General features: G+C 73.3%; 17 protein-coding genes and 1 pseudogene. 9 read left to right on the top strand and 9 right to left on the bottom strand.

Translation table 11 applies throughout. The annotated features are described in order from the left end of the window. The first annotated feature begins 9 nt into the window (after window positions 1-9). A complete protein-coding gene (locus AC0VYN_RS04455) occupies window positions 10-882 on the top strand; it encodes a helix-turn-helix transcriptional regulator (RefSeq protein WP_475534865.1) in 873 nt (290 codons plus the stop codon). 55 nt (window positions 883-937) lie between these two features. Here the strand turns inward: AC0VYN_RS04455 and AC0VYN_RS04450 are convergent, their stop codons facing one another. Further along, the gene (locus AC0VYN_RS04450) at window positions 938-1,576 is read right to left on the bottom strand and encodes a CatB-related O-acetyltransferase (protein ID WP_475534864.1); all 639 of its coding nucleotides are present in this window, start codon (window positions 1,574-1,576) and stop codon (window positions 938-940) included. 83 nt (window positions 1,577-1,659) lie between these two features. Between AC0VYN_RS04450 and AC0VYN_RS04445 the strand changes: the two are divergent. Then, window positions 1,660-2,340, top strand: a pseudogene (locus AC0VYN_RS04445) (TetR/AcrR family transcriptional regulator); the annotation flags it as partial. A 176-nt stretch (window positions 2,341-2,516) separates the two neighbouring features. Here AC0VYN_RS04445 and AC0VYN_RS04440 read toward each other — a convergent pair. Then, entirely contained in the window at window positions 2,517-3,764 is a 1,248-nt protein-coding gene (locus tag AC0VYN_RS04440; protein ID WP_385471073.1) for a L,D-transpeptidase, read from the bottom strand. 223 nt (window positions 3,765-3,987) lie between these two features. Then, window positions 3,988-4,341 carry a hypothetical protein gene (locus AC0VYN_RS04435; RefSeq protein ID WP_475534863.1) on the bottom strand — a complete coding sequence of 118 codons (354 nt, stop codon included), beginning with the start codon at window positions 4,339-4,341 and terminating at the stop codon, window positions 3,988-3,990. Between the two features lie 109 nt (window positions 4,342-4,450). On the opposite strand from AC0VYN_RS04435, the gene AC0VYN_RS04430 reads away from it, so the two are divergent. After that, a complete protein-coding gene (locus AC0VYN_RS04430) occupies window positions 4,451-4,768 on the top strand; it encodes a hypothetical protein (protein ID WP_385471063.1) in 318 nt (105 codons plus the stop codon). Window positions 4,769-4,890: 122 nt separating this feature from the next. Here the strand turns inward: AC0VYN_RS04430 and hutH are convergent, their stop codons facing one another. The 3 genes from hutH to AC0VYN_RS04415 all read right to left on the bottom strand — a co-directional run bounded on the left by hutH (window position 4,891) and on the right by AC0VYN_RS04415 (window position 8,540). After that, window positions 4,891-6,429, bottom strand: a complete 1,539-nt coding sequence (gene hutH, locus AC0VYN_RS04425; protein ID WP_475536812.1) for a histidine ammonia-lyase — start codon at window positions 6,427-6,429, stop codon at window positions 4,891-4,893. Window positions 6,430-6,514: 85 nt separating this feature from the next. Continuing rightward, window positions 6,515-7,663: a GGDEF domain-containing protein gene (locus tag AC0VYN_RS04420; RefSeq protein ID WP_475534862.1), complete on the bottom strand. Its 1,149-nt coding sequence runs from the start codon at window positions 7,661-7,663 to the stop codon at window positions 6,515-6,517. 76 nt (window positions 7,664-7,739) lie between these two features. Further along, window positions 7,740-8,540, bottom strand: coding sequence for an enoyl-CoA hydratase/isomerase family protein (locus tag AC0VYN_RS04415; protein ID WP_475534861.1), 801 nt, complete (start codon window positions 8,538-8,540; stop codon window positions 7,740-7,742). Window positions 8,541-8,754: 214 nt separating this feature from the next. Here AC0VYN_RS04415 and AC0VYN_RS04410 point away from each other — a divergent pair, with 214 nt between their 5' ends. After that, complete coding sequence (locus AC0VYN_RS04410) at window positions 8,755-9,429, top strand: hypothetical protein (protein ID WP_475534860.1); 675 nt, start codon at window positions 8,755-8,757, stop codon at window positions 9,427-9,429. Between the two features lie 26 nt (window positions 9,430-9,455). Here AC0VYN_RS04410 and AC0VYN_RS04405 read toward each other — a convergent pair whose 3' ends face one another. Continuing rightward, window positions 9,456-10,595, bottom strand: coding sequence for an adenylate/guanylate cyclase domain-containing protein (locus AC0VYN_RS04405; RefSeq protein ID WP_385471053.1), 1,140 nt, complete (start codon window positions 10,593-10,595; stop codon window positions 9,456-9,458). A 348-nt stretch (window positions 10,596-10,943) separates the two neighbouring features. Continuing rightward, complete coding sequence (locus AC0VYN_RS04400) at window positions 10,944-11,810, bottom strand: biotin--[acetyl-CoA-carboxylase] ligase (RefSeq protein WP_475534859.1); 867 nt, start codon at window positions 11,808-11,810, stop codon at window positions 10,944-10,946. A gap of 110 nt (window positions 11,811-11,920) precedes the next feature. Here AC0VYN_RS04400 and AC0VYN_RS04395 point away from each other — a divergent pair, with 110 nt between their 5' ends. From AC0VYN_RS04395 to AC0VYN_RS04380, 4 genes are all read left to right on the top strand, one after another. Continuing rightward, window positions 11,921-13,522 (top strand): acyl-CoA carboxylase subunit beta, encoded by a 1,602-nt coding sequence (locus AC0VYN_RS04395; RefSeq protein ID WP_475534858.1) that lies wholly within the window; start codon window positions 11,921-11,923, stop codon window positions 13,520-13,522. Between the two features lie 9 nt (window positions 13,523-13,531). Continuing rightward, window positions 13,532-13,741, top strand: coding sequence for an acyl-CoA carboxylase epsilon subunit (locus AC0VYN_RS04390; protein ID WP_385471047.1), 210 nt, complete (start codon window positions 13,532-13,534; stop codon window positions 13,739-13,741). A 123-nt stretch (window positions 13,742-13,864) separates the two neighbouring features. Beyond that, window positions 13,865-13,993 (top strand): morphogenic membrane protein MmpB, encoded by a 129-nt coding sequence (mmpB, locus tag AC0VYN_RS04385; protein WP_475534857.1) that lies wholly within the window; start codon window positions 13,865-13,867, stop codon window positions 13,991-13,993. A 33-nt stretch (window positions 13,994-14,026) separates the two neighbouring features. Further along, window positions 14,027-14,647: a Maf family protein gene (locus AC0VYN_RS04380; RefSeq protein ID WP_385471045.1), complete on the top strand. Its 621-nt coding sequence runs from the start codon at window positions 14,027-14,029 to the stop codon at window positions 14,645-14,647. On the opposite strand, the gene AC0VYN_RS04375 is transcribed toward AC0VYN_RS04380, so the two are convergent. Then, entirely contained in the window at window positions 14,616-15,098 is a 483-nt protein-coding gene (locus tag AC0VYN_RS04375) for a hypothetical protein (RefSeq protein ID WP_475534856.1), read from the bottom strand. The genes AC0VYN_RS04380 and AC0VYN_RS04375 overlap by 32 nt on opposite strands. Window positions 15,099-15,471: 373 nt before the next feature. Between AC0VYN_RS04375 and AC0VYN_RS04370 the strand changes: the two genes are divergently transcribed. Further along, window positions 15,472-17,244 (top strand): acetyl/propionyl/methylcrotonyl-CoA carboxylase subunit alpha, encoded by a 1,773-nt coding sequence (locus tag AC0VYN_RS04370; protein ID WP_385471041.1) that lies wholly within the window; start codon window positions 15,472-15,474, stop codon window positions 17,242-17,244. The last annotated feature ends 21 nt before the right edge of the window (window positions 17,245-17,265 follow it).

The following is a 17,265-nucleotide window of genomic DNA, read 5'->3' as shown; positions in this document are numbered from 1 at the left end:
CTGGAGAGCATGGATGGACAGCTGGACCGGCGTGCCGAACTGAGCGAGTTCCTGCGGACCCGGCGGGCCAGGCTGAAGCCGGAGGACGTGGGACTGCCGGAGTTCGGGCGGCACCGCCGGGTGCCCGGACTGCGCCGGGAGGAGCTGGCGCAGCTCGCCGGGGTGTCCGTGGCGTACTACACCCGGCTGGAGCAGGGCAACGGGCAGAACGTGTCCGCCGAGGTGCTGGACTCGATCGCCCGCGCGCTCCGGCTGACCGACGCCGAGCACGCCCACCTGACGCACCTCGCCAAGCCGAAGCAGCAGCGCAGGCGGACCCCGGCGCGGGCGCAGCAGCCGGTGCGAATGGCGCTGCTCCAGCTCCTGGAGCAGATCGACACGGTGCCCGCCTACGTGACGGGGCGCCGGTCGGACATCCTGGCCTGGAACCGCATGGCCGCCGCCCTCTTCGGCGACTGGGGCGAACTGCCGGCCCAGGAGCGGAACTGGGCGCGGCTCGTCTTCCTGAACCCGGAGTACCGGGAGCTCTTCGTCGACTGGGACCAGAAGGCGTACGACATGGTCAGCTTCCTGCGCATGGACGCGGGCCGGCACCCGGACGACCCGCGGCTGTCCGCCCTGGTCGGCGAGCTGTCAGTGAAGAGCGAGGAGTTCCGGCGGCTGTGGGCCACGCACGACGTCAAGGAGAAGAGCTACGGCGTCAAGCGGATGCGGCACCCGCTGGTCGGCGACCTGACCCTGTCCTTCGAGACGTTCCGTATGGTCGACGACGCCGAGCAGGCGTTCGTCACGTACCACGCCGAGCCGGGCTCGCCGTCGACGGAGGCGCTGCGGCTGCTGGCGAGCTGGGGGACGGACGCGGCGGCCTCGCTGACGGCCTGACCCGGCGGCCGGGCCGCGGCGTGCGCCCGGCCGGTGCCCCGGGCGGCGGCCGGTGTCACGGGGCCGCGGCCTCCAGCTCGTCGACGGTGCCGGACATGACCGTCCGGATGTGCTCGGTGAGGTGCTCGACGGGCCAGTCCCACCAGGCCACGGCCAGCAGCCGGGCGGTGTCGGCCGCGTCGTAGCGGGTGCGGATCAGTCGGGCCGGGTTGCCGCCGACGATCCCGTAGTCGGGCACGTCCGAGGTGACCACCGCGCCGGCGGCGACGATCGCGCCGTGGCCGATCCGCACCCCGGGCAGCACGGTCGCGCCGTGACCGAACCAGACGTCGTGTCCGACGACGGTGTCCCCCCGGTTCGGCAGGCCGGTGAGCAGGTCGAAATGGTCGGCCCAGGAGCCGCCCAGGGTGGGGAAGGGGAAGGTGGACGGGCCGTCCATGCGGTGGTTGGCGCCGTTCATGAGGAAGCGCACGCCGGTGCCCAGGGCGCAGAACCTGCCGATGACCAGCTTCTCGGGGCCGTAGTGGTGGAGCACGTTGCGGGTCTCGAAGGCGGTGGGGTCGTCCGGGTCGTCGTAGTAGGAGTACTCCCCCACCTCGATGAGCGGCGACTTCACCAGCGGCTTGAGCTGTACGACGCGCGGCTGCCCGGGCATCGGGTGGAGCACGGTCGGATCGGCGGGGGCGAGTGGCATCGCGGTTTCGGCTCCCTTAATGCGACGACTGATGCATTAGGATGCTTGCACGCCTCCCCGTCCCCGAGCAATCGGAATGTCCCATGACCGACGCGCCGGCCCACCCGCCGGAGGACCCGCCGGGCCACGGCCGCACGACCGGTGACCGCTCCACCGGTGACCGCTCCACCGCCGACGCGCCTTCCGCGCCGGGCGCGCGGCGGCCCGGGGGCCGTACCGCCCGGGTCCGGGCCCGGGTGATCGCCGCGGTGTGCGACGAGCTCGCCGACCACGGCTTCGAGGGCCTGACGCCGGAGGGCGTGGCGGCCCGGGCCGGCGTGCACCGCACCACGGTCTACCGGCGCTGGCGGGACGTCGGCGGCCTGCTCGCCGACGTCCTGGACGCCGCGGGCGAGGACGGCTGGCAGCCCCCGGACACCGGCTCCCTGCGGGGCGACCTGGCGGCGCTGAACGCCGAGATCCAGGAGTCCCTGGTCGCGCGGCCGTCGGTCGCCTCGGCGCTGATCGCCGCCTCGTTCCGCTCCGAGCAGGCCGCCCGCGCCCAGGAGCGGCTGTGGGAGGACCGGTACACCCGGTGCGAAGCCGTCGTGGAGCGCGCCGTGGGCCGCGGCGAACTGCCGCCGGGCACCGACGCCCGCCGGCTGCTGATCGCCGCGACCGCGCCGCTCTACCACCAGCTCGTGCTGCTGCGGAGCGCCCCCGATCCCCACCTGCCCGACCAGGCCGCCGCCACGGCCGTGCTGGCCGCGGCGGCGGGGGCCTTCGACGGCGCGGCAGGCGGGTCCGCGACCGGGGCCTTGAGCCGGCGCGTTCTCCCGGACGGTGATCCGGCCCTCGCGGATCGTCGCCAGGCGCGGGGGAACGGCGGACGCCCGCCGCCCCCGGTACGGGGCGACGGGCGTCCGTCGTGAAGTAGCCGTGCTTGACCGGCTGTTCGGCGTCAGGCGGCCGAACCCGCCTTCCACTGGGCCCAGTCCATGTTCCAGCCGTTGAGGCCGTTGTCCGGGGCGACGGTCTTGTCGCCGGTGTTCTGGACGACGACCACGTCACCGACGATGGAGTTGTTGTAGAACCAGGCACCCGGCGTGTTCGGGTCGTCGGCGCCCTTGGCGTCCTCCAGGCCCACGCAGCCGTGGCTGGTGTTGGCGCTGCCGAAGATGCCCTTGCCCCAGTAGTTGCCGTGGATGAAGGTGCCGGAGGTGCTCAGCCGCATGGCGTGCGGCACGTCCTTGATGTCGTACTCGCCCTTGCCGTCGTCGTCGGTGAAGCCGACGGTCGAGCCGTCCATCCGGGTCTCCTTGTACTTCTCGGAGATCACCATCTGGCCCTCGTAGGTCTTGTTGTCGGGCGAGCCCGCGGAGATCGGGATGGTCCGGACGGTCTTGCCGTCCTGCGTGACCTTCATCTGCTTGGTCTTCGCGTCGACGTAAGAGACCTGGTTGCGGCCGATCTTGAAGGTGACCGTCTTCTGCTGGACGCCGTACACGCCGTCGGCACCCTCGACACCGTCGAGCGCCAGCTTGAGGGTGACGGTGGAACCCTCCTGCCAGTAGTTCTCGGGGCGGCAGTCCATGCGCTGGGTGCTGAACCAGTGGCAGGCGACTTCCTGGCCGCTGGTGGTGTTGACGGTGATCGCCTTCTGGACGGCGGCCTTGTCGGTGATCTCCTTGTCGAAGTTGATCGACACGGGCATGCCGACACCGACGGTGGTGCCGTCGTCGGGGGTGAAGGTGCCGATGAAGCTGTTGCTCTTGGAGACCGTGGTGAACGAGGAGTTCTCGTGGGCCGCGCGGCCCTCGGAGTCCTGCGCGGTGGCCGTCAGCTTGTAGGTGGTGGCCCGCTCGAGCTGGACGCTGGGCTTCCAGCTCGTCCTGTCGGCGGATATCTCGCCCTTGACCTCGGTGCCGTCCGTCGTGGTCATCTTGACCTCGGTGAGCGTGCCCTTGCTCACGGTGACGGCGGCCGCGTTGTTGATGGAGGCGTTGTCCGAGCCGTTGGCAGGCGTGATCTTGATCTGGGCCTCGGAGGTCTTCTTGGCCGCCGCCTCGTCGACCTGCGCCTGCGAGGTCTTGTCGTCCCCACCTCCGGAGGCGCCGGCGTCATTGCTGGAACATGCCGAGAGCACCAGCACACCGCCGAGCAGTGCGGACGCGGCCGCCAGGCCCTTGCGCCGCTTACCGTCCGTCATCACACGCTTCTCCATCGTCGCCGATTCCCACGAAACCCCGAGATCCCCCGTCAAGGCGTCAACGCTACGACCGGTTCGTCCCGTTCCACATCGTCAGCAGGTGTGGGACATACCACGTCCGCCGTGGGGCGGGGTGGTGCGGGGGTCGGTCGGTGCGCCCCTTGAGACGGTGAAACACCGGACGGCGGTTGCCGCCGGGGGGCACGATTTTCCCCACGGTGCGTCAGCCGGCCGCCGGTTCACCGTCTTCCGGATCATCCTCGCCGCCATCATCCTCGTCCAGATCCCAGTCGGGCGAGCCGGGGTCGTGGTCGATCTGCTCACTGCTCCAGGAGGCCTGCTGGAGCTCGACCCCGGGCACCGCACTGACCAGGTCGAACGGGTCGACGAGACAGGCCAGGGCCTCGGCGGTGTCCTCCATCACAGCCTGCTCGGCGTGCGCCCGTTCCGCGTCGGGCAGCGCGGAGTCGGCGGCCAGGGCCTGCAGTGCGGCGCCGGTGACCGCCTCCTCGTCGTCGATCGCCAGGACGAGGTCCACACGAAGCCGCACAAAACATGATGTCTCCGGAGCGCTCATGCCCGGAGAGTACGACCGAACGCTCCCGTGACTTTCCTGTGACCCGCGGCTTTCACTAACATCTGCCCACACGGCCAATTCGCCAGCGCCACAAGGGGATCGATATTCCGTGTCATCCGCTCGCCGTCCGTTGCTGACCGCCGCCGCCGCGGGGGGCCTGCTGTGCGCCCTGTGGTTCGTCCCGTCCGCGAACGCGACACCCGGGACCCCGGCCGCGGGCACCGCCTCCACCAGCCCGTCTCCGCAGGTCACCGAGCAGGCCAGAGTCGTGTCGACCGACACGGCGGCCGCCGGTGGGGAGAGCGTCCGGCTGGCCGACACGGGAAGCTTCGACAGCACCCCGTACGTCATCGGGGGCACCGCCTGCCTCGGCCTCGGTGCCGGGTTCGTCGTGTACTCGGTACGCCGGGAACGCCTCGATTTTTGACATCACTTGACGTTCTTTTGGAAGTTTTGACCCTGCTGGGCGCCGCCCCACGGAGGCGGCCCGCGTGCCGGTCGCGCCACTGGGTCCGCCGCGCCACCGCGCGGCGGACCCCGTGAGCCCGGCTAGCGCAGCGGCCCGGTGACCGTCTCCGCCGCGGCGACCAGGCCCCCCGCGCGCACGAAGGCCTCCGCCGCGGCCAGGTCGGGGGCCAGGAACCGGTCCGGCCCGGGGCCCTCGACACCGGCCGCCCGCGCGGCGTCGATGACCGCCCGCGAGGCCGGGGCCGGGGTGAGGCCCTCGCGGAGCTGGATCGCCCGCGTGGCGGCGTACAGCTCGACGGCGATCACCCGGGTGAGGTTGTCGACGGCCGTGCGCAGCTTGCGCGCCGCCGACCAGCCCATGGACACGTGGTCCTCCTGCATGGCGGAGGACGGGATGGAGTCCGCGGAGGCCGGTACGGCGAGCCGCTTCAGCTCGCCGACCAGGGCGGCCTGCGTGTACTGGGCGATCATCAGGCCGGAGTCCACGCCGGCGTCGTCCGCGAGGAACGGCGGCAGGCCGTGGCTGCGGTTCTTGTCCAGCAGCCGGTCGGTGCGCCGCTCGGCGATGGAGCCGAGGTCGGCGACGGCCACGGCGAGGAAGTCCAGCACGTAGGCGACCGGGGCGCCGTGGAAGTTGCCGTTGGACTCCACCCGGCCGTCGGGCAGGACGACGGGGTTGTCCACGGCCGCCGCGAGTTCCCGCTCGGCGACGAGGCGGGCGTGCGCCATGGTGTCGCGCCCGGCGCCGGCGACCTGCGGGGCACAGCGCACCGAGTAGGCGTCCTGGACGCGGGGGGCGTCGTCCTGGTGGTGACCGGTGAGGCCGGAGCCCTCGAGGACGGCGAGCATGTTGGCGGCGCTGGCGGCCTGCCCGGGGTGCGGGCGGATGGCGTGCAGCTCGGGGGCGAGCACCCGGTCGGTGCCGAGCAGCGCCTCCATGGTCAGCGCGGCCGTGACGTCGGCGGACTTGTAGAGGGTGTCGAGGTCGGCGAGGGCCATGACCAGCATGCCGAGCATGCCGTCGGTGCCGTTGAGGAGGGCGAGGCCCTCCTTCTCGCGCAGCTCGACCGGGGCGATCCCGTGCTCCGCGAGCAGCTCACCGGCCGGCCGCACGGTGCCGTCGGGGCCCTCGGCGTCCCCCTCGCCCATGAGCGTGAGGGCGCAGTGGGAGAGCGGCGCGAGGTCGCCGGAGCAGCCCAGCGAGCCGTACTCGTGCACGACCGGGGTGATGCCGGCGTTGAGGACGTCGGCCATGGTCCGCGCGACCTCGGGACGGACGCCGGTGTGCCCGGAGCAGACGGTCTTCAGGCGCAGGAACATCAGGGCGCGCACGACCTCGCGCTCGACGCGCGGCCCCATGCCCGCGGCGTGCGAGCGGACGATGTTGCGCTGCAGCTGGGCGCGCAGGTCCGGGCTGATGTGCCGGGTCGCCAGGGCACCGAAGCCGGTGCTGACGCCGTAGACGGGGTCCGGCTCGGCGGCCAGCGCGTCCACGATGCCGCGGGCCGCCGCCAGCGCCGCCACCGCTTCCTCGGAGAGCTCGACCCGGGCGCCGGCGCGCGCCACGGCGAGGACGTCGGACGCGGTGACCCCGGACGTCCCCACCACCACAGTGTGCATATTCATATTCAGGAGCGTACGCAGTGAATTCGATGATGTCACCCCCGGTCGCCGAGGGCACCCCTTACCCCTCCGGCGCGGTGGCCTAGGGCGAATGCCGCCCGCGGAAACGCCGCCGCTCCCCGTCCTCCTCCCGGGACGGCTCGTCCGCCAGCCGGACCACGGGGTCGTCGGGCCCCTCGCGGCCGGCCACCACCGGCCGGCCCGCCCGGCCGGCCTTGGCCCGGTACTGGGCGGCGTCGGCCAGCCGGAACAGCCGGCGGGCGGAGCGGACCGGCCCCACCGGATCCTCCGTGGACGCGACCCCGCAGGCCACGCCGTCGCCGAGGTCCAGCTCGGCCGCCCGGCGGCACAGCTCCTCGGCCGCCTTGACGACCGCGTCGGCGGACGGACCGACGGCCAGCAGGCAGAACTCGTCACCGCCGAGCCGGGCCGCGAGCGCGCCCGGCAGCATGGCCCCGCACAGCGACAGCACCGACCCGAAGCGCTCCAGGAGCCGGTCGCCGGCGGCGTGCCCGTGGGTGTCGTTCACCCGCTTGAGCCCGTTGAGATCGCACACGACGAGGCTGACGGCGACACCCTCCGCACGGTGCCGCTCCACCGCCTCGTCCAGGCGGGAGTCGACCGCCCTGCGGTTGGCCAGACCGGTCAGCGCGTCGGTGTACGCCAGACGCCGGACCTCCTCCAGCCGCTCGGTCTGCGCGATCCCGGCGGCCACGACCGAGGCCAGGACGGTGGCGAAGTCGGCGTCGCCCCGCGCGAAGACGTCCTCGCCCACCGGACGGGCCACGTACAGCTCGCCCCAGGCGCGGCCGTGCAGCACGATCGGCGCGACCACGCAGCAGCCGCGCCCGCGGCGGCGCAGGGCCGCGACGCGCTGGTGGACGTACCCGGGGCTGCCCTCGGCGGCCCCCGTGGCCGTCTCGACCCAGGCGTCCGGTTCGCCGCCGCCGGCCCAGCGCTCGTGCAGGAACTCGGTGATCTCCGCGAACTGGTGCACCGGGTAGGACTCGTCCTCGGGGAACTCCTCCTCGCCCTCGGCCCGCTCGCCCACGTTCACCAGGACACGGAGCCGGCCGAGGTCGCGCTCCCACACCGACAGGGCCGCGAAGCTGCCGCCCAGCGCCCGGCAGGCGCCGGCGGCCGCCGCCCGCCACGCCTCCCGCGCACTGTGCGCGGCGGCCATGCCCTGCGCCAACGCCACGACGGCCGCGAGCCGCCTGTCCTCGCCCATCACTCCAGGCTAGGGACGTTTTACCCAAAAGTGGACATGAACGACGCGAACGGGGACCGGTCCGCGTCGTCCGCCGTCACTCCCCGGGCCAGCGCGGCGCCCGCTTCTCGTTGAACGCCGCGACACCCTCCGCCCGGTCACCGGAGAACGCCACCGACCGCCACGCCGCGTCCTCGACCTCGAGGCCGGCCCGCAGGTCCAGCCCGTGACCGAGCCGCAGCGCCCGCTTGGCCGCCCGCAGGCCCACGGGCGAGTTGGCGGCCATCCGGGAGGCCAGCTCCAGCGCCTCCTCCCGGTCCCGCCCCTCGTCCACCAGCTGGTCGACGAGGCCCAGCTCGCGCGCCTCCGCCGCCGGCACCCGCCGCGCGGTGAACACCAGCTCGGCGGCGCGGGCCGCCCCCACCCGGCGGGGCAGCAGCTGCGTACCGCCGCCGCCCGGGATCACCCCGACGGACACCTCGGGCAGCCCCACCACGGCCGTGGGGTCGGCCACGATCACGTCGCACGACAGCGCCAGCTCGAAGCCGCCGCCCAGCGCGAATCCGTGCACGGCCGCGACCGTCGGCACCGGCAGTTCCAGCACCGCGGTGTACGCGCCCCGCGCCACCGGCCGCTGGCGCAGCAGGTCGGCGTCGGAGAAGGAGTTGCGCTCCTTGAGGTCGGCGCCGACGCAGAAGGCCCGCTCGTGCGTCGAGGTCAGCACCACCACCCGCACGCTCCGGTCGTCGCCCAGCGCCGCGCAGGCCGCGCCGATGGACCGGGCCATCGCGGTGGAGACGGCGTTCATGGCCTTCGGCCGGTCGAGCGCGAGCTCCGCGACATGCCCCTCCCCGTGCCGCCGGACCAGGACGAACTCTCCGAACCGCTCCTCGCTCATGACACCCTCCGGTTAACGCGGGTTAACAACGACCGCCCGATCATCGCAGGCGCGGGGGCGCGGGGAAAGACCGGGCGCGTGCCGCCGCGGCACCACGCCGCCGTCCACCCGTTCGAGTGACAACCCGGCGATGCCGCCGACCCGGCATCCGGCAGCGCCTATGGTCGCTCGCCAAGCGCAGCGGCGGGGGGCACCTGCGCACCGGGAGGGGACCATGACGACGACGGACACGCCGACCACACCGCGACCGCGCTTCCCCCGGTTCCGGGGCCGCCACCGCCGCCCGCGTCCCCGCAAGGCCCTCCTCGCGGCCGGCGGCCTGGCCCTGGCGGCCGGCGCCCTGAGCCTGGTCCGCCTGGTGCCCGAGCCCGGCGGCGGGCTCGACGGCTTCGGCGCCGAGGCCGCACCGCGCGTGGAGACGGGCGGGACCGGCACGGGCGACGCGGGGACGGGCCGGGAGGCCGGCGCCGCCCCGGACACCGGCGCCACGCCCGGCGCGAGCCCGTCGGCGACGTCGGTCATGGGCGGCCTGAGCGCGTCCCCCCGGGCGGGCGGCCCGATACCGGGCCCGTCCGCGAGCGGCCCCTCGACGCCGGGCCCTTCGGCCCCGGTTCCGTCGTCCGCGCCGGACCCGGCGGCGGGCGCGACCACCCTTCCGAGCCTCCCGAACCAGCCCGGCACCCCGCACGCGCCGGGCACCGGAGCCGGGGACCCGGTGCCGCCCGCGCCGCGGCCCCCGCAGCCGCCGGGGACGGGCACTTCCGCCCCTCGCCCCGCGCCCACCCCCTCGCCGAGCCGCACCGCACCGCCCGCCGCGGAGCCGGAGCCGCCCGGGCTGTGCGTACCGCTGATCGGGCTGTGCGTGGACCTGCTGGCCGGCGACGGCTGACCCCCGGCCGGGACGGCTCCCGCCGCCTACTCCCCGCCGTCGCCCCGCCGGGTCAGCAGCCACGGCTCGATGACTCCGAGACCGCGCACCGGCCGCTGCCACATCGGCTGGAGCGCGAAGCGGTACGCCGGGGGCTCCTCGCCCTCCTTCTCCGCCGCGGCGGCCTCCTCGGCCGCCTCCGCCTCGGAGGCCGGGGCGTCCTGGGTGCGGATCAGCTCCTCGGCGAAGGCGGCGTCGATGAGCACGGCGTCCTTGGGGGCTATGGAGGTGAGCCGGGAGGCCAGGTTCACGGTCGTGCCGAAGACGTCGCCCATCCGGGTGGTGACCGTGCCGAAGGCGAGGCCGACGCGCAGCTCCGGCATGGTCTCGTCGTTCGCCATCGTCTCGATGAGGCGCAGCGCGATCTCGGCGGCGGTGCCCGCGTCGTCGGCGGCGTACAGCACCTCGTCGCCGAGGGTCTTGATCAGGCGTCCGCCGCGGGCGGCCACCAGGTCGGCGGCGGTGGTCTCGAAGGCCTCGACGAGCTCGCCGAGCTCCTCCTCCTCCATCCGGCGGGTCAGCCGGGTGAAGCCCACCAGGTCCGCGAAGCCGACCGCGAGCCGCCGGTCCACCATCTCCTCGTCGTCACCGGCCTGCACGACCCGGCCGGTAGCGGCGGCGAGCTGACGGCGCCAGACGTAGACGAGGAACTCCTCCAGCTCCGGCAGCAGCAGCTCGACCAGCGGATACGTCACCTCGGTGCGGGTCATCCCCGGCTCCGGCGGCTCGGTCAGGCCCTCCAGGAAGGAGTCGATCTGCCATTCGGCCAACCGGGCGGTGGTCTGCCCGGTGGACCGGGCCACCTGCACGGCCATCGCCTCGCTGAGCAGCCCCGCCTCCACCAGGCCGGCCAGGCGCCGCAGGGCGAGGACGTCGGCCTCGGTGAGCGCCTTGGCCTGTCCTATGTCGGCGAAGCCCATGGCCCGCCAGAAGCGGGAGGCCAGCTCCATGGAGACGCCCGCGCTGCGGGCGGCCTGGAAGGGCGTGTAGCGGCGCTCGGCGCCCAGGATCAGTCCCTCGAGGCGCAGCGCGAGCGGGTCCTCGCCGGAATCGCCGGAATCCGGGCCCGGCTCGGGGTCCACCCGGCCGTCCCCGTCCGCGCCGGAGCCCGTGTCGTCGACGGTCACGCCTGCTGCCCTTCCGATCTGCCGCGGTCAGGTTCGACCGGCCCCAACTTTACGTCAGGTGTGCCCCAGCTCACTCCCGCACGGCCGACGGTCACCGCCCGCCCGGCCTGCGGGCAGTCGTGCCTCCCCCGGCGCCTGAACAGCCCTGGAGGTACCCGGGGGCGGCACGGGTGGACGCGGGGCGGCACTCCGTACCGCCGGGCAGCGCGGCCCACCCACCGAACCCGGCGCCCCCGTGCGCCCTGCGGGGACCGCATCCACCCCAGGGCCCCGGCAGGGGGCCACGTCACGCCGACGGCGAGCGCGCCCGCCGGCCGGCGCCTCCGCCCGCCGACGGCAAGCGCCCCCTCACGCCAACCGCAGGTGCACGATGTCCCCCGCCCCCACCGGCTCCTGCACACCCGCCTCCGTCGCCAGTACCAGCCGCCCGTCCCCGTCCACGGCCACCGCCTCCCCCACCAGCGACCGGTCCCCCGGCAGCTCCGCCCGCACCACCCGGCCGAGCGTCGCGCACCCCGCCGCGTACGCCTCCTGCAGCCCGCTCACCGCCGGGTCGCCCCCGGCCGACCGCCACCGCCCGTACCAGTCCTCCAGCGACCGCAGCACCCCCCGCAGCAGCGGATCCCGGTCCGTGCTCACGGCCCCGGCCAGCGCCAGCGACCCGGCACGCGGGACGGGCAGCTCCTCCGTCCGCAGGGTGACGTTGATCCCGACGCCGACGACCACCCCGTCGTCCCCGGCACGCTCCGCCAGGATCCCGCCGGCCTTGCGCTCCTCGCCGCCCACCGTGACGAGCAGGTCGTTGGGCCACTTCAGGGCCGTGTCCACCCCCGCGGCCCGGGACAGCCCCGTGGCCACCGCGACACCCGTGAGCAGCGGCAGCCAGCCCCAGCGGGCCACCGCCACGCCGGCGGGCCGCAGCAGCACGGAGAAGAAGAGGCCCGAGCGGGCCGGCGCCGTCCACTGCCGGTCGAGACGCCCCCGCGCGGCCGTCTGCTCCTCGGCGACGAGCACGGCGCCCTCGTCCGCCTTCCCCTCGGCCGCACGGGCCACCAGGTCGGAGTTGGTGGAACCGGTGCGCTGCACCACGTCCACCTGACGCCACAGCCCTCCCTCCCGCACCAGCCCCCGGCGCAGTGCCATGACATTGAGGGGCGGCCGGTCCAGGTCGGACCAGCGGCTGTGGGAGGGGCCGGAGGCATCTCGGGGTGTCATGCAACCCACACTAGGTGTGGGAAACACCGCACTGCCGATCGGAGGACCCCCTACTACTCTACGGATGAGTAACCGTCCCCCCTTTTGAGCAGGCAGGGAGCCGCATCCCGATGTCCGAGCCGGAAGAGCAGCAGCCTGACATTCACACGACCGCGGGCAAGCTCGCGGATCTCCAGCGCCGTATCCAGGAGGCTACGCACGCCGGTTCGGAACGCGCCGTCGAGAAGCAGCACGCCAAGGGCAAGCTGACGGCGCGTGAGCGGATCGACCTCCTCCTCGACGAGGGTTCCTTCGTCGAGCTGGACGAGTTCGCGCAGCACCGGTCCACCAACTTCGGCCTGGACAAGAACCGCCCCTACGGCGACGGCGTCGTCACCGGCTACGGCACGGTCGACGGCCGCCCGGTCGCCGTGTTCTCCCAGGACTTCACCGTCTTCGGCGGAGCACTCGGCGAGGTCTACGGCCAGAAGATCGTCAAGGTCATGGACTTCGCGCTGAAGACCGGCTGCCCGGTCATCGGCATCAACGACTCCGGCGGCGCCCGCATCCAGGAGGGGGTGGCCTCCCTCGGCGCCTACGGCGAGATCTTCCGCCGCAACACCCACGCCTCCGGCGTGATCCCGCAGATCAGCCTGGTCGTCGGCCCGTGCGCGGGCGGCGCGGTCTACTCCCCCGCCATCACCGACTTCACGGTGATGGTCGACCAGACCTCGCACATGTTCATCACCGGCCCCGACGTCATCAAGACCGTCACCGGCGAGGACGTCGGCTTCGAGGAGCTGGGGGGCGCCCGTACCCACAACTCCACCTCCGGCGTCGCCCATCACATGGCCGGCGACGAGAAGGACGCCATCGAGTACGTCAAGCAGCTGCTGTCGTACCTGCCGTCCAACAACCTCTCCGAGCCCCCCGCCTTCCCCGAGGAGGCGGACCTCGCGGTCACCGACGAGGACCGCGAGCTGGACGTGATCGTCCCGGACTCGGCGAACCAGCCCTACGACATGCACACGGTGATCGAGCACGTCCTCGACGACGCCGAGTTCTTCGAGACGCAGCCGCTGTTCGCGCCGAACATCCTCACCGGCTTCGGCCGCGTCGAGGGCCGCCCCGTCGGCATCGTCGCCAACCAGCCGATGCAGTTCGCCGGGTGCCTGGACATCACCGCGTCCGAGAAGGCCGCCCGCTTCGTGCGCACCTGCGACGCCTTCAACGTGCCGGTGCTGACCTTCGTGGACGTCCCCGGCTTCCTGCCCGGCGTGGACCAGGAGCACGACGGCATCATCCGCCGCGGCGCCAAACTGATCTACGCCTACGCGGAGGCCACGGTCCCGCTGATCACGGTCATCACCCGCAAGGCCTTCGGCGGCGCCTACGACGTCATGGGCTCCAAGCACCTGGGCGCCGACCTCAACCTGGCCTGGCCCACCGCCCAGATCGCCGTCATGGGCGCCCAGGGCGCCGTCAACATCCTGCACCGGCGCACCCTCGCCGAGGCGGAGGCGGCCGGCGAGGACCTCGAGGCGGTCCGGGCCCGGCTGATCCAGGAGTACGAGGACACCCTTCTCAACCCCTACACGGCGGCCGAGCGCGGCTACGTCGACGCGGTGATCATGCCGTCCGACACCCGCCGCCACGTCGTCCGCGGCCTGCGTCAGCTGCGCACCAAGCGGGAATCCCTGCCTCCGAAGAAGCACGGCAACATCCCCCTGTAAGGAGCCGCTGTGACGATCAAGGTCGTACGGGGCAACCCGACCCCCGAGGAGCTGGCCGCCGCCCTGGCGGTGGTCCGCGCCCGCGCCGCGACGGCGGAACCCGAGCCGTCCGGCGCCGACGGCCCGCGCGACGCGTGGGCCGACCCGTCCCGCATCGCGGCCCGCCGCCTCCCCCAGCCGGGCCCGGCGTCCTGGGGCCGCACCTACTGGCCGGGCTGACGGGAACCCCCTCAGGGGCGCGGGGACCGTGCCGCCTCGGCGCGCACGGAAGCGGAACCCCGCGCCCCAACTTGAGTACCCGTACTCAGGCACACCGCGACCGCCCGGCCGCACGCTGGTGCCATGCTGTGGTCCGACCCCGAGAACGAGCCGCCCCAAGAGCTGCGCGACATGCAGCACATGCTGCGGCGGCTGAGCGTTCTCCTGGCCATGGCCATGGTGCTGGCGATGATCGTGATCGGTCTGAGGTGAGCCGGCCCCGCCCGGGTGGCTACGCTGGGCCCCATGACTGCTCAGCGCCGCAGGCGGCTCGTCCTCGCGTCCCAGTCCCCCGCCCGGCTCGGCCTGCTGCGCCAGGCCGGACTCGCCCCCGAGGTGCTCGTGAGCGGCGTCGACGAGGACGCCGTGACCGCTCCCACCCCCGCCGAGCTGGCGCTCGCCCTCGCCGAGGCCAAGGCCTCCGTGGTGGCCGCCCGGCCCGAGGTGCGGGGCGCGCTGGTGATCGGCTGCGACTCGGTGCTGGACCTGGACGGACAGGCCCTCGGCAAGCCCGCCGACGCCGAGGAGGCCACCGCCCGCTGGAAGGCGATGCGCGGCCGGGCGGGCACGCTGCAGACCGGCCACTGCGTCTGGGACACGGCCACCGGCCGCCACGTCTCGGCCACCGCCTCCACCGTCGTCCGCTTCGGCGAGCCGACCGACGACGAGATCGCCGCCTACGTCGCCTCGGGCGAGCCGCTGTACGTCGCCGGGGCGTTCACCCTGGACGGCCGCTCGGCGCCGTTCATCGACGGCATCGAGGGCGACCACGGGAACGTGATCGGCATCAGCCTGCCCCTCGTCCGGCGCCTGCTGGCCGATCTCGGGGTCGGCATCACGGAGCTGTGGGCGCCGGCGGAGGACTGACCGGCGAGCCGTCGTCGCCCCTGCCGTCCCCGGCCGGCCCGGCGGCGGCCGGTTCCTCCCGGCCGTCGTAGGTCATCAGCAGCAGCACGATGAGGCCGAGCACGAGGAGCATGAACAGGAAGGCGCTCCAGCCCACCAGACCCCAGGTGAAGGCGCCCAGGAGCCCGTGCACGACGGCCGCGCTGATCAGCAGGACGCGGCCCAGGCCGGCGGGGCGCCGGTCGCGCAGCGCCACGAGCAGGGCCACCAGTCCGCACAGCGCGAAGTAGAGACCGAAGACAACGCCGCCGATCTTCGAGGACACGGACATGGTGTCCGGGTCGAGACCGGCCAGGGACATGTCCTGCCGGTCCACCACGATGCCCAGGAACCAGTTCAGCGCGGCGACGCCGAGCGCCTCCACGAAGAGCACGACCGCCACGATCCACGCCACCGGCCTGCGCACCGCCACCGGCCCCCACCCACTTTCGACCGCTGCCGCACGGACAGCTGTTACCCCAAGTACGTTCGAGACGACCTGAACGCTACTAACGGGTAAACCTCGCGACAAGGGGTCTGCCGCGGGCAAAGAATCATTGGGCCATTCGTAGGGACTCCACAAAGAAACGGAGTGGCCCGCAGCACGCCCTTACAGAGACCTTGACCACAACGGGGAGCTAGGGTTTGCCCGAGGAGTCCTGCGTATCGCGGTACTGCGAGGGATTTCGCGGGTCGAGCGAGCCTCGAATCACGCTCCGTGTGGGCAAGCTCACCATTGGGGACGGGTCGAAGTGCCGTGTCGGCAGTCCCTAAACTCGGCTTGTTTCAAGGAGGGAGCCTCAATCGTGCGCAAGGTGCTCATCGCCAACCGTGGCGAAATCGCTGTCCGCGTGGCCCGGGCCTGCCGGGACGCCGGGATCGCGAGCGTGGCCGTCTACGCGGACCCGGACCGGGACGCTCTGCATGTCCGCGCCGCTGATGAGGCGTTCGCCCTGGGTGGTGACACCCCCGCCACCAGCTACCTGGACATCGCCAAGGTACTGAAGGCCGCGAGCGAGTCCGGCGCGGACGCCATCCATCCCGGCTACGGCTTCCTCTCGGAGAACGCCGAGTTCGCGCAGGCGGTCCTGGACGCGGGTCTCATCTGGATCGGCCCGCCGCCGCAGGCCATCCGCGACCTGGGCGACAAGGTCGCCGCCCGGCACATCGCGCAGCGCGCCGGCGCCCCGCTGGTCGCCGGTACCCCGGACCCCGTGTCCGGCGCGGAGGAGGTCGTGGCCTTCGCCGAGGAGCACGGCCTGCCGATCGCCATCAAGGCGGCCTTCGGCGGCGGCGGACGCGGCCTGAAGGTCGCCCGCACCCTCGAGGAGGTGCCGGAGCTCTACGACTCCGCCGTCCGTGAGGCGGTGGCCGCGTTCGGCCGCGGCGAGTGCTTCGTCGAGCGCTACCTCGACAAGCCCCGGCACGTGGAGACCCAGTGCCTGGCCGACCAGCACGGCAACGTGGTCGTCGTGTCCACCCGTGACTGCTCGCTGCAGCGCCGCCACCAGAAGCTGGTGGAGGAGGCTCCCGCGCCCTTCCTGTCGGACGCCCAGATGGAGGAGCTGTACTCCTCCTCCAAGGCGATCCTGAAGGAGGCCGGCTACGTCGGCGCCGGCACCGTCGAGTTCCTCGTCGGCATGGACGGCACGATTTCCTTCCTGGAGGTCAACACGCGCCTCCAGGTGGAGCACCCGGTCACCGAGGAGGTCGCCGGCATCGACCTGGTCCGCGAGATGTTCCGCATCGCCGACGGCGAGGAGCTCGGCTACGGCGACCCGGAGCTGCGCGGCCACTCGTTCGAGTTCCGCATCAACGGCGAGGACCCGGGCCGCAACTTCCTGCCCGCCCCCGGCACCGTCACCACCTTCGCCCCGCCCACCGGTCCCGGCGTCCGCCTGGACGCGGGCGTGGAGTCGGGCAGCGTCATCGGCCCGGCCTGGGACTCCCTGCTGGCCAAGCTGATCGTCACCGGCCGGACCCGCAAGGAGGCCCTGCAGCGGGCCGCCCGTGCCCTGGAGGAGTTCCAGGTCGAGGGCATGGCCACCGCGATCCCGTTCCACCGCGCGGTCGTGCGTGACCCGGCGTTCGCCCCGGAGCTGACCGGCTCGGCCGACCCGTTCACGGTCCACACCCGCTGGATCGAGACCGAGTTCGTCAACGAGATCAAGCCGTTCGCCACCCCGGCGGACACCGAGGCGGACGAGGACGCGGGCCGCGAGACGGTCGTCGTCGAGGTCGGCGGCAAGCGCCTGGAGGTCTCCCTCCCCTCGTCGCTGGGCATGTCCCTGGCCCGCACGGGTCTGGCGGCCGGCGCCAAGCCCAAGCGCCGCGCGGCGAAGAAGTCCGGCCCCGCGGCCTCCGGCGACACCCTCGCCTCGCCGATGCAGGGCACCATCGTGAAGATCGCGGTGGAGGAGGGCCAGGAGGTCAAGGAGGGCGACCTGATCGTCGTCCTGGAGGCCATGAAGATGGAGCAGCCCCTCAACGCCCACAGGTCCGGCACCGTCAAGGGCCTGGGCGCCGAGGTCGGCGCGTCCGTCACGTCCGGCGCCGTGATCTGCGAGATCAAGGACTGACACCCGCACGACAGCAGGACG

It is taken from the genome of Streptomyces sp. 63XJN7_1_ISO-PGPR-S23-121, from assembly GCF_056173025.1.
This window is presented reverse-complemented; position numbering and strand designations above follow the sequence as displayed.

Excerpts from the sequence above, each read along its gene's own strand:
- AC0VYN_RS04415 (WP_475534861.1), bottom strand. The coding sequence starts at position 8,540 with ATGAGCGAGGAGCGGTTCGGAGAGTTCGTCCTGGTCCGGCGGCACGGG.
- AC0VYN_RS04395 (WP_475534858.1), top strand. The coding sequence starts at position 11,921 with ATGTCCGAGCCGGAAGAGCAGCAGCCTGACATTCACACGACCGCGGGC.
- AC0VYN_RS04420 (WP_475534862.1), bottom strand. The coding sequence starts at position 7,663 with ATGGGCGAGGACAGGCGGCTCGCGGCCGTCGTGGCGTTGGCGCAGGGC.
- AC0VYN_RS04440 (WP_385471073.1), bottom strand. The coding sequence starts at position 3,764 with ATGACGGACGGTAAGCGGCGCAAGGGCCTGGCGGCCGCGTCCGCACTG.
- AC0VYN_RS04450 (WP_475534864.1), bottom strand. The coding sequence starts at position 1,576 with ATGCCACTCGCCCCCGCCGATCCGACCGTGCTCCACCCGATGCCCGGG.
- mmpB (WP_475534857.1), top strand. The coding sequence starts at position 13,865 with ATGCTGTGGTCCGACCCCGAGAACGAGCCGCCCCAAGAGCTGCGCGAC.
- AC0VYN_RS04410 (WP_475534860.1), top strand. The coding sequence starts at position 8,755 with ATGACGACGACGGACACGCCGACCACACCGCGACCGCGCTTCCCCCGG.
- hutH (WP_475536812.1), bottom strand. The coding sequence starts at position 6,429 with ATGCACACTGTGGTGGTGGGGACGTCCGGGGTCACCGCGTCCGACGTC.
- AC0VYN_RS04380 (WP_385471045.1), top strand. The coding sequence starts at position 14,027 with ATGACTGCTCAGCGCCGCAGGCGGCTCGTCCTCGCGTCCCAGTCCCCC.
- AC0VYN_RS04400 (WP_475534859.1), bottom strand. The coding sequence starts at position 11,810 with ATGACACCCCGAGATGCCTCCGGCCCCTCCCACAGCCGCTGGTCCGAC.
- AC0VYN_RS04455 (WP_475534865.1), top strand. The coding sequence starts at position 10 with ATGGATGGACAGCTGGACCGGCGTGCCGAACTGAGCGAGTTCCTGCGG.
- AC0VYN_RS04435 (WP_475534863.1), bottom strand. The coding sequence starts at position 4,341 with ATGAGCGCTCCGGAGACATCATGTTTTGTGCGGCTTCGTGTGGACCTC.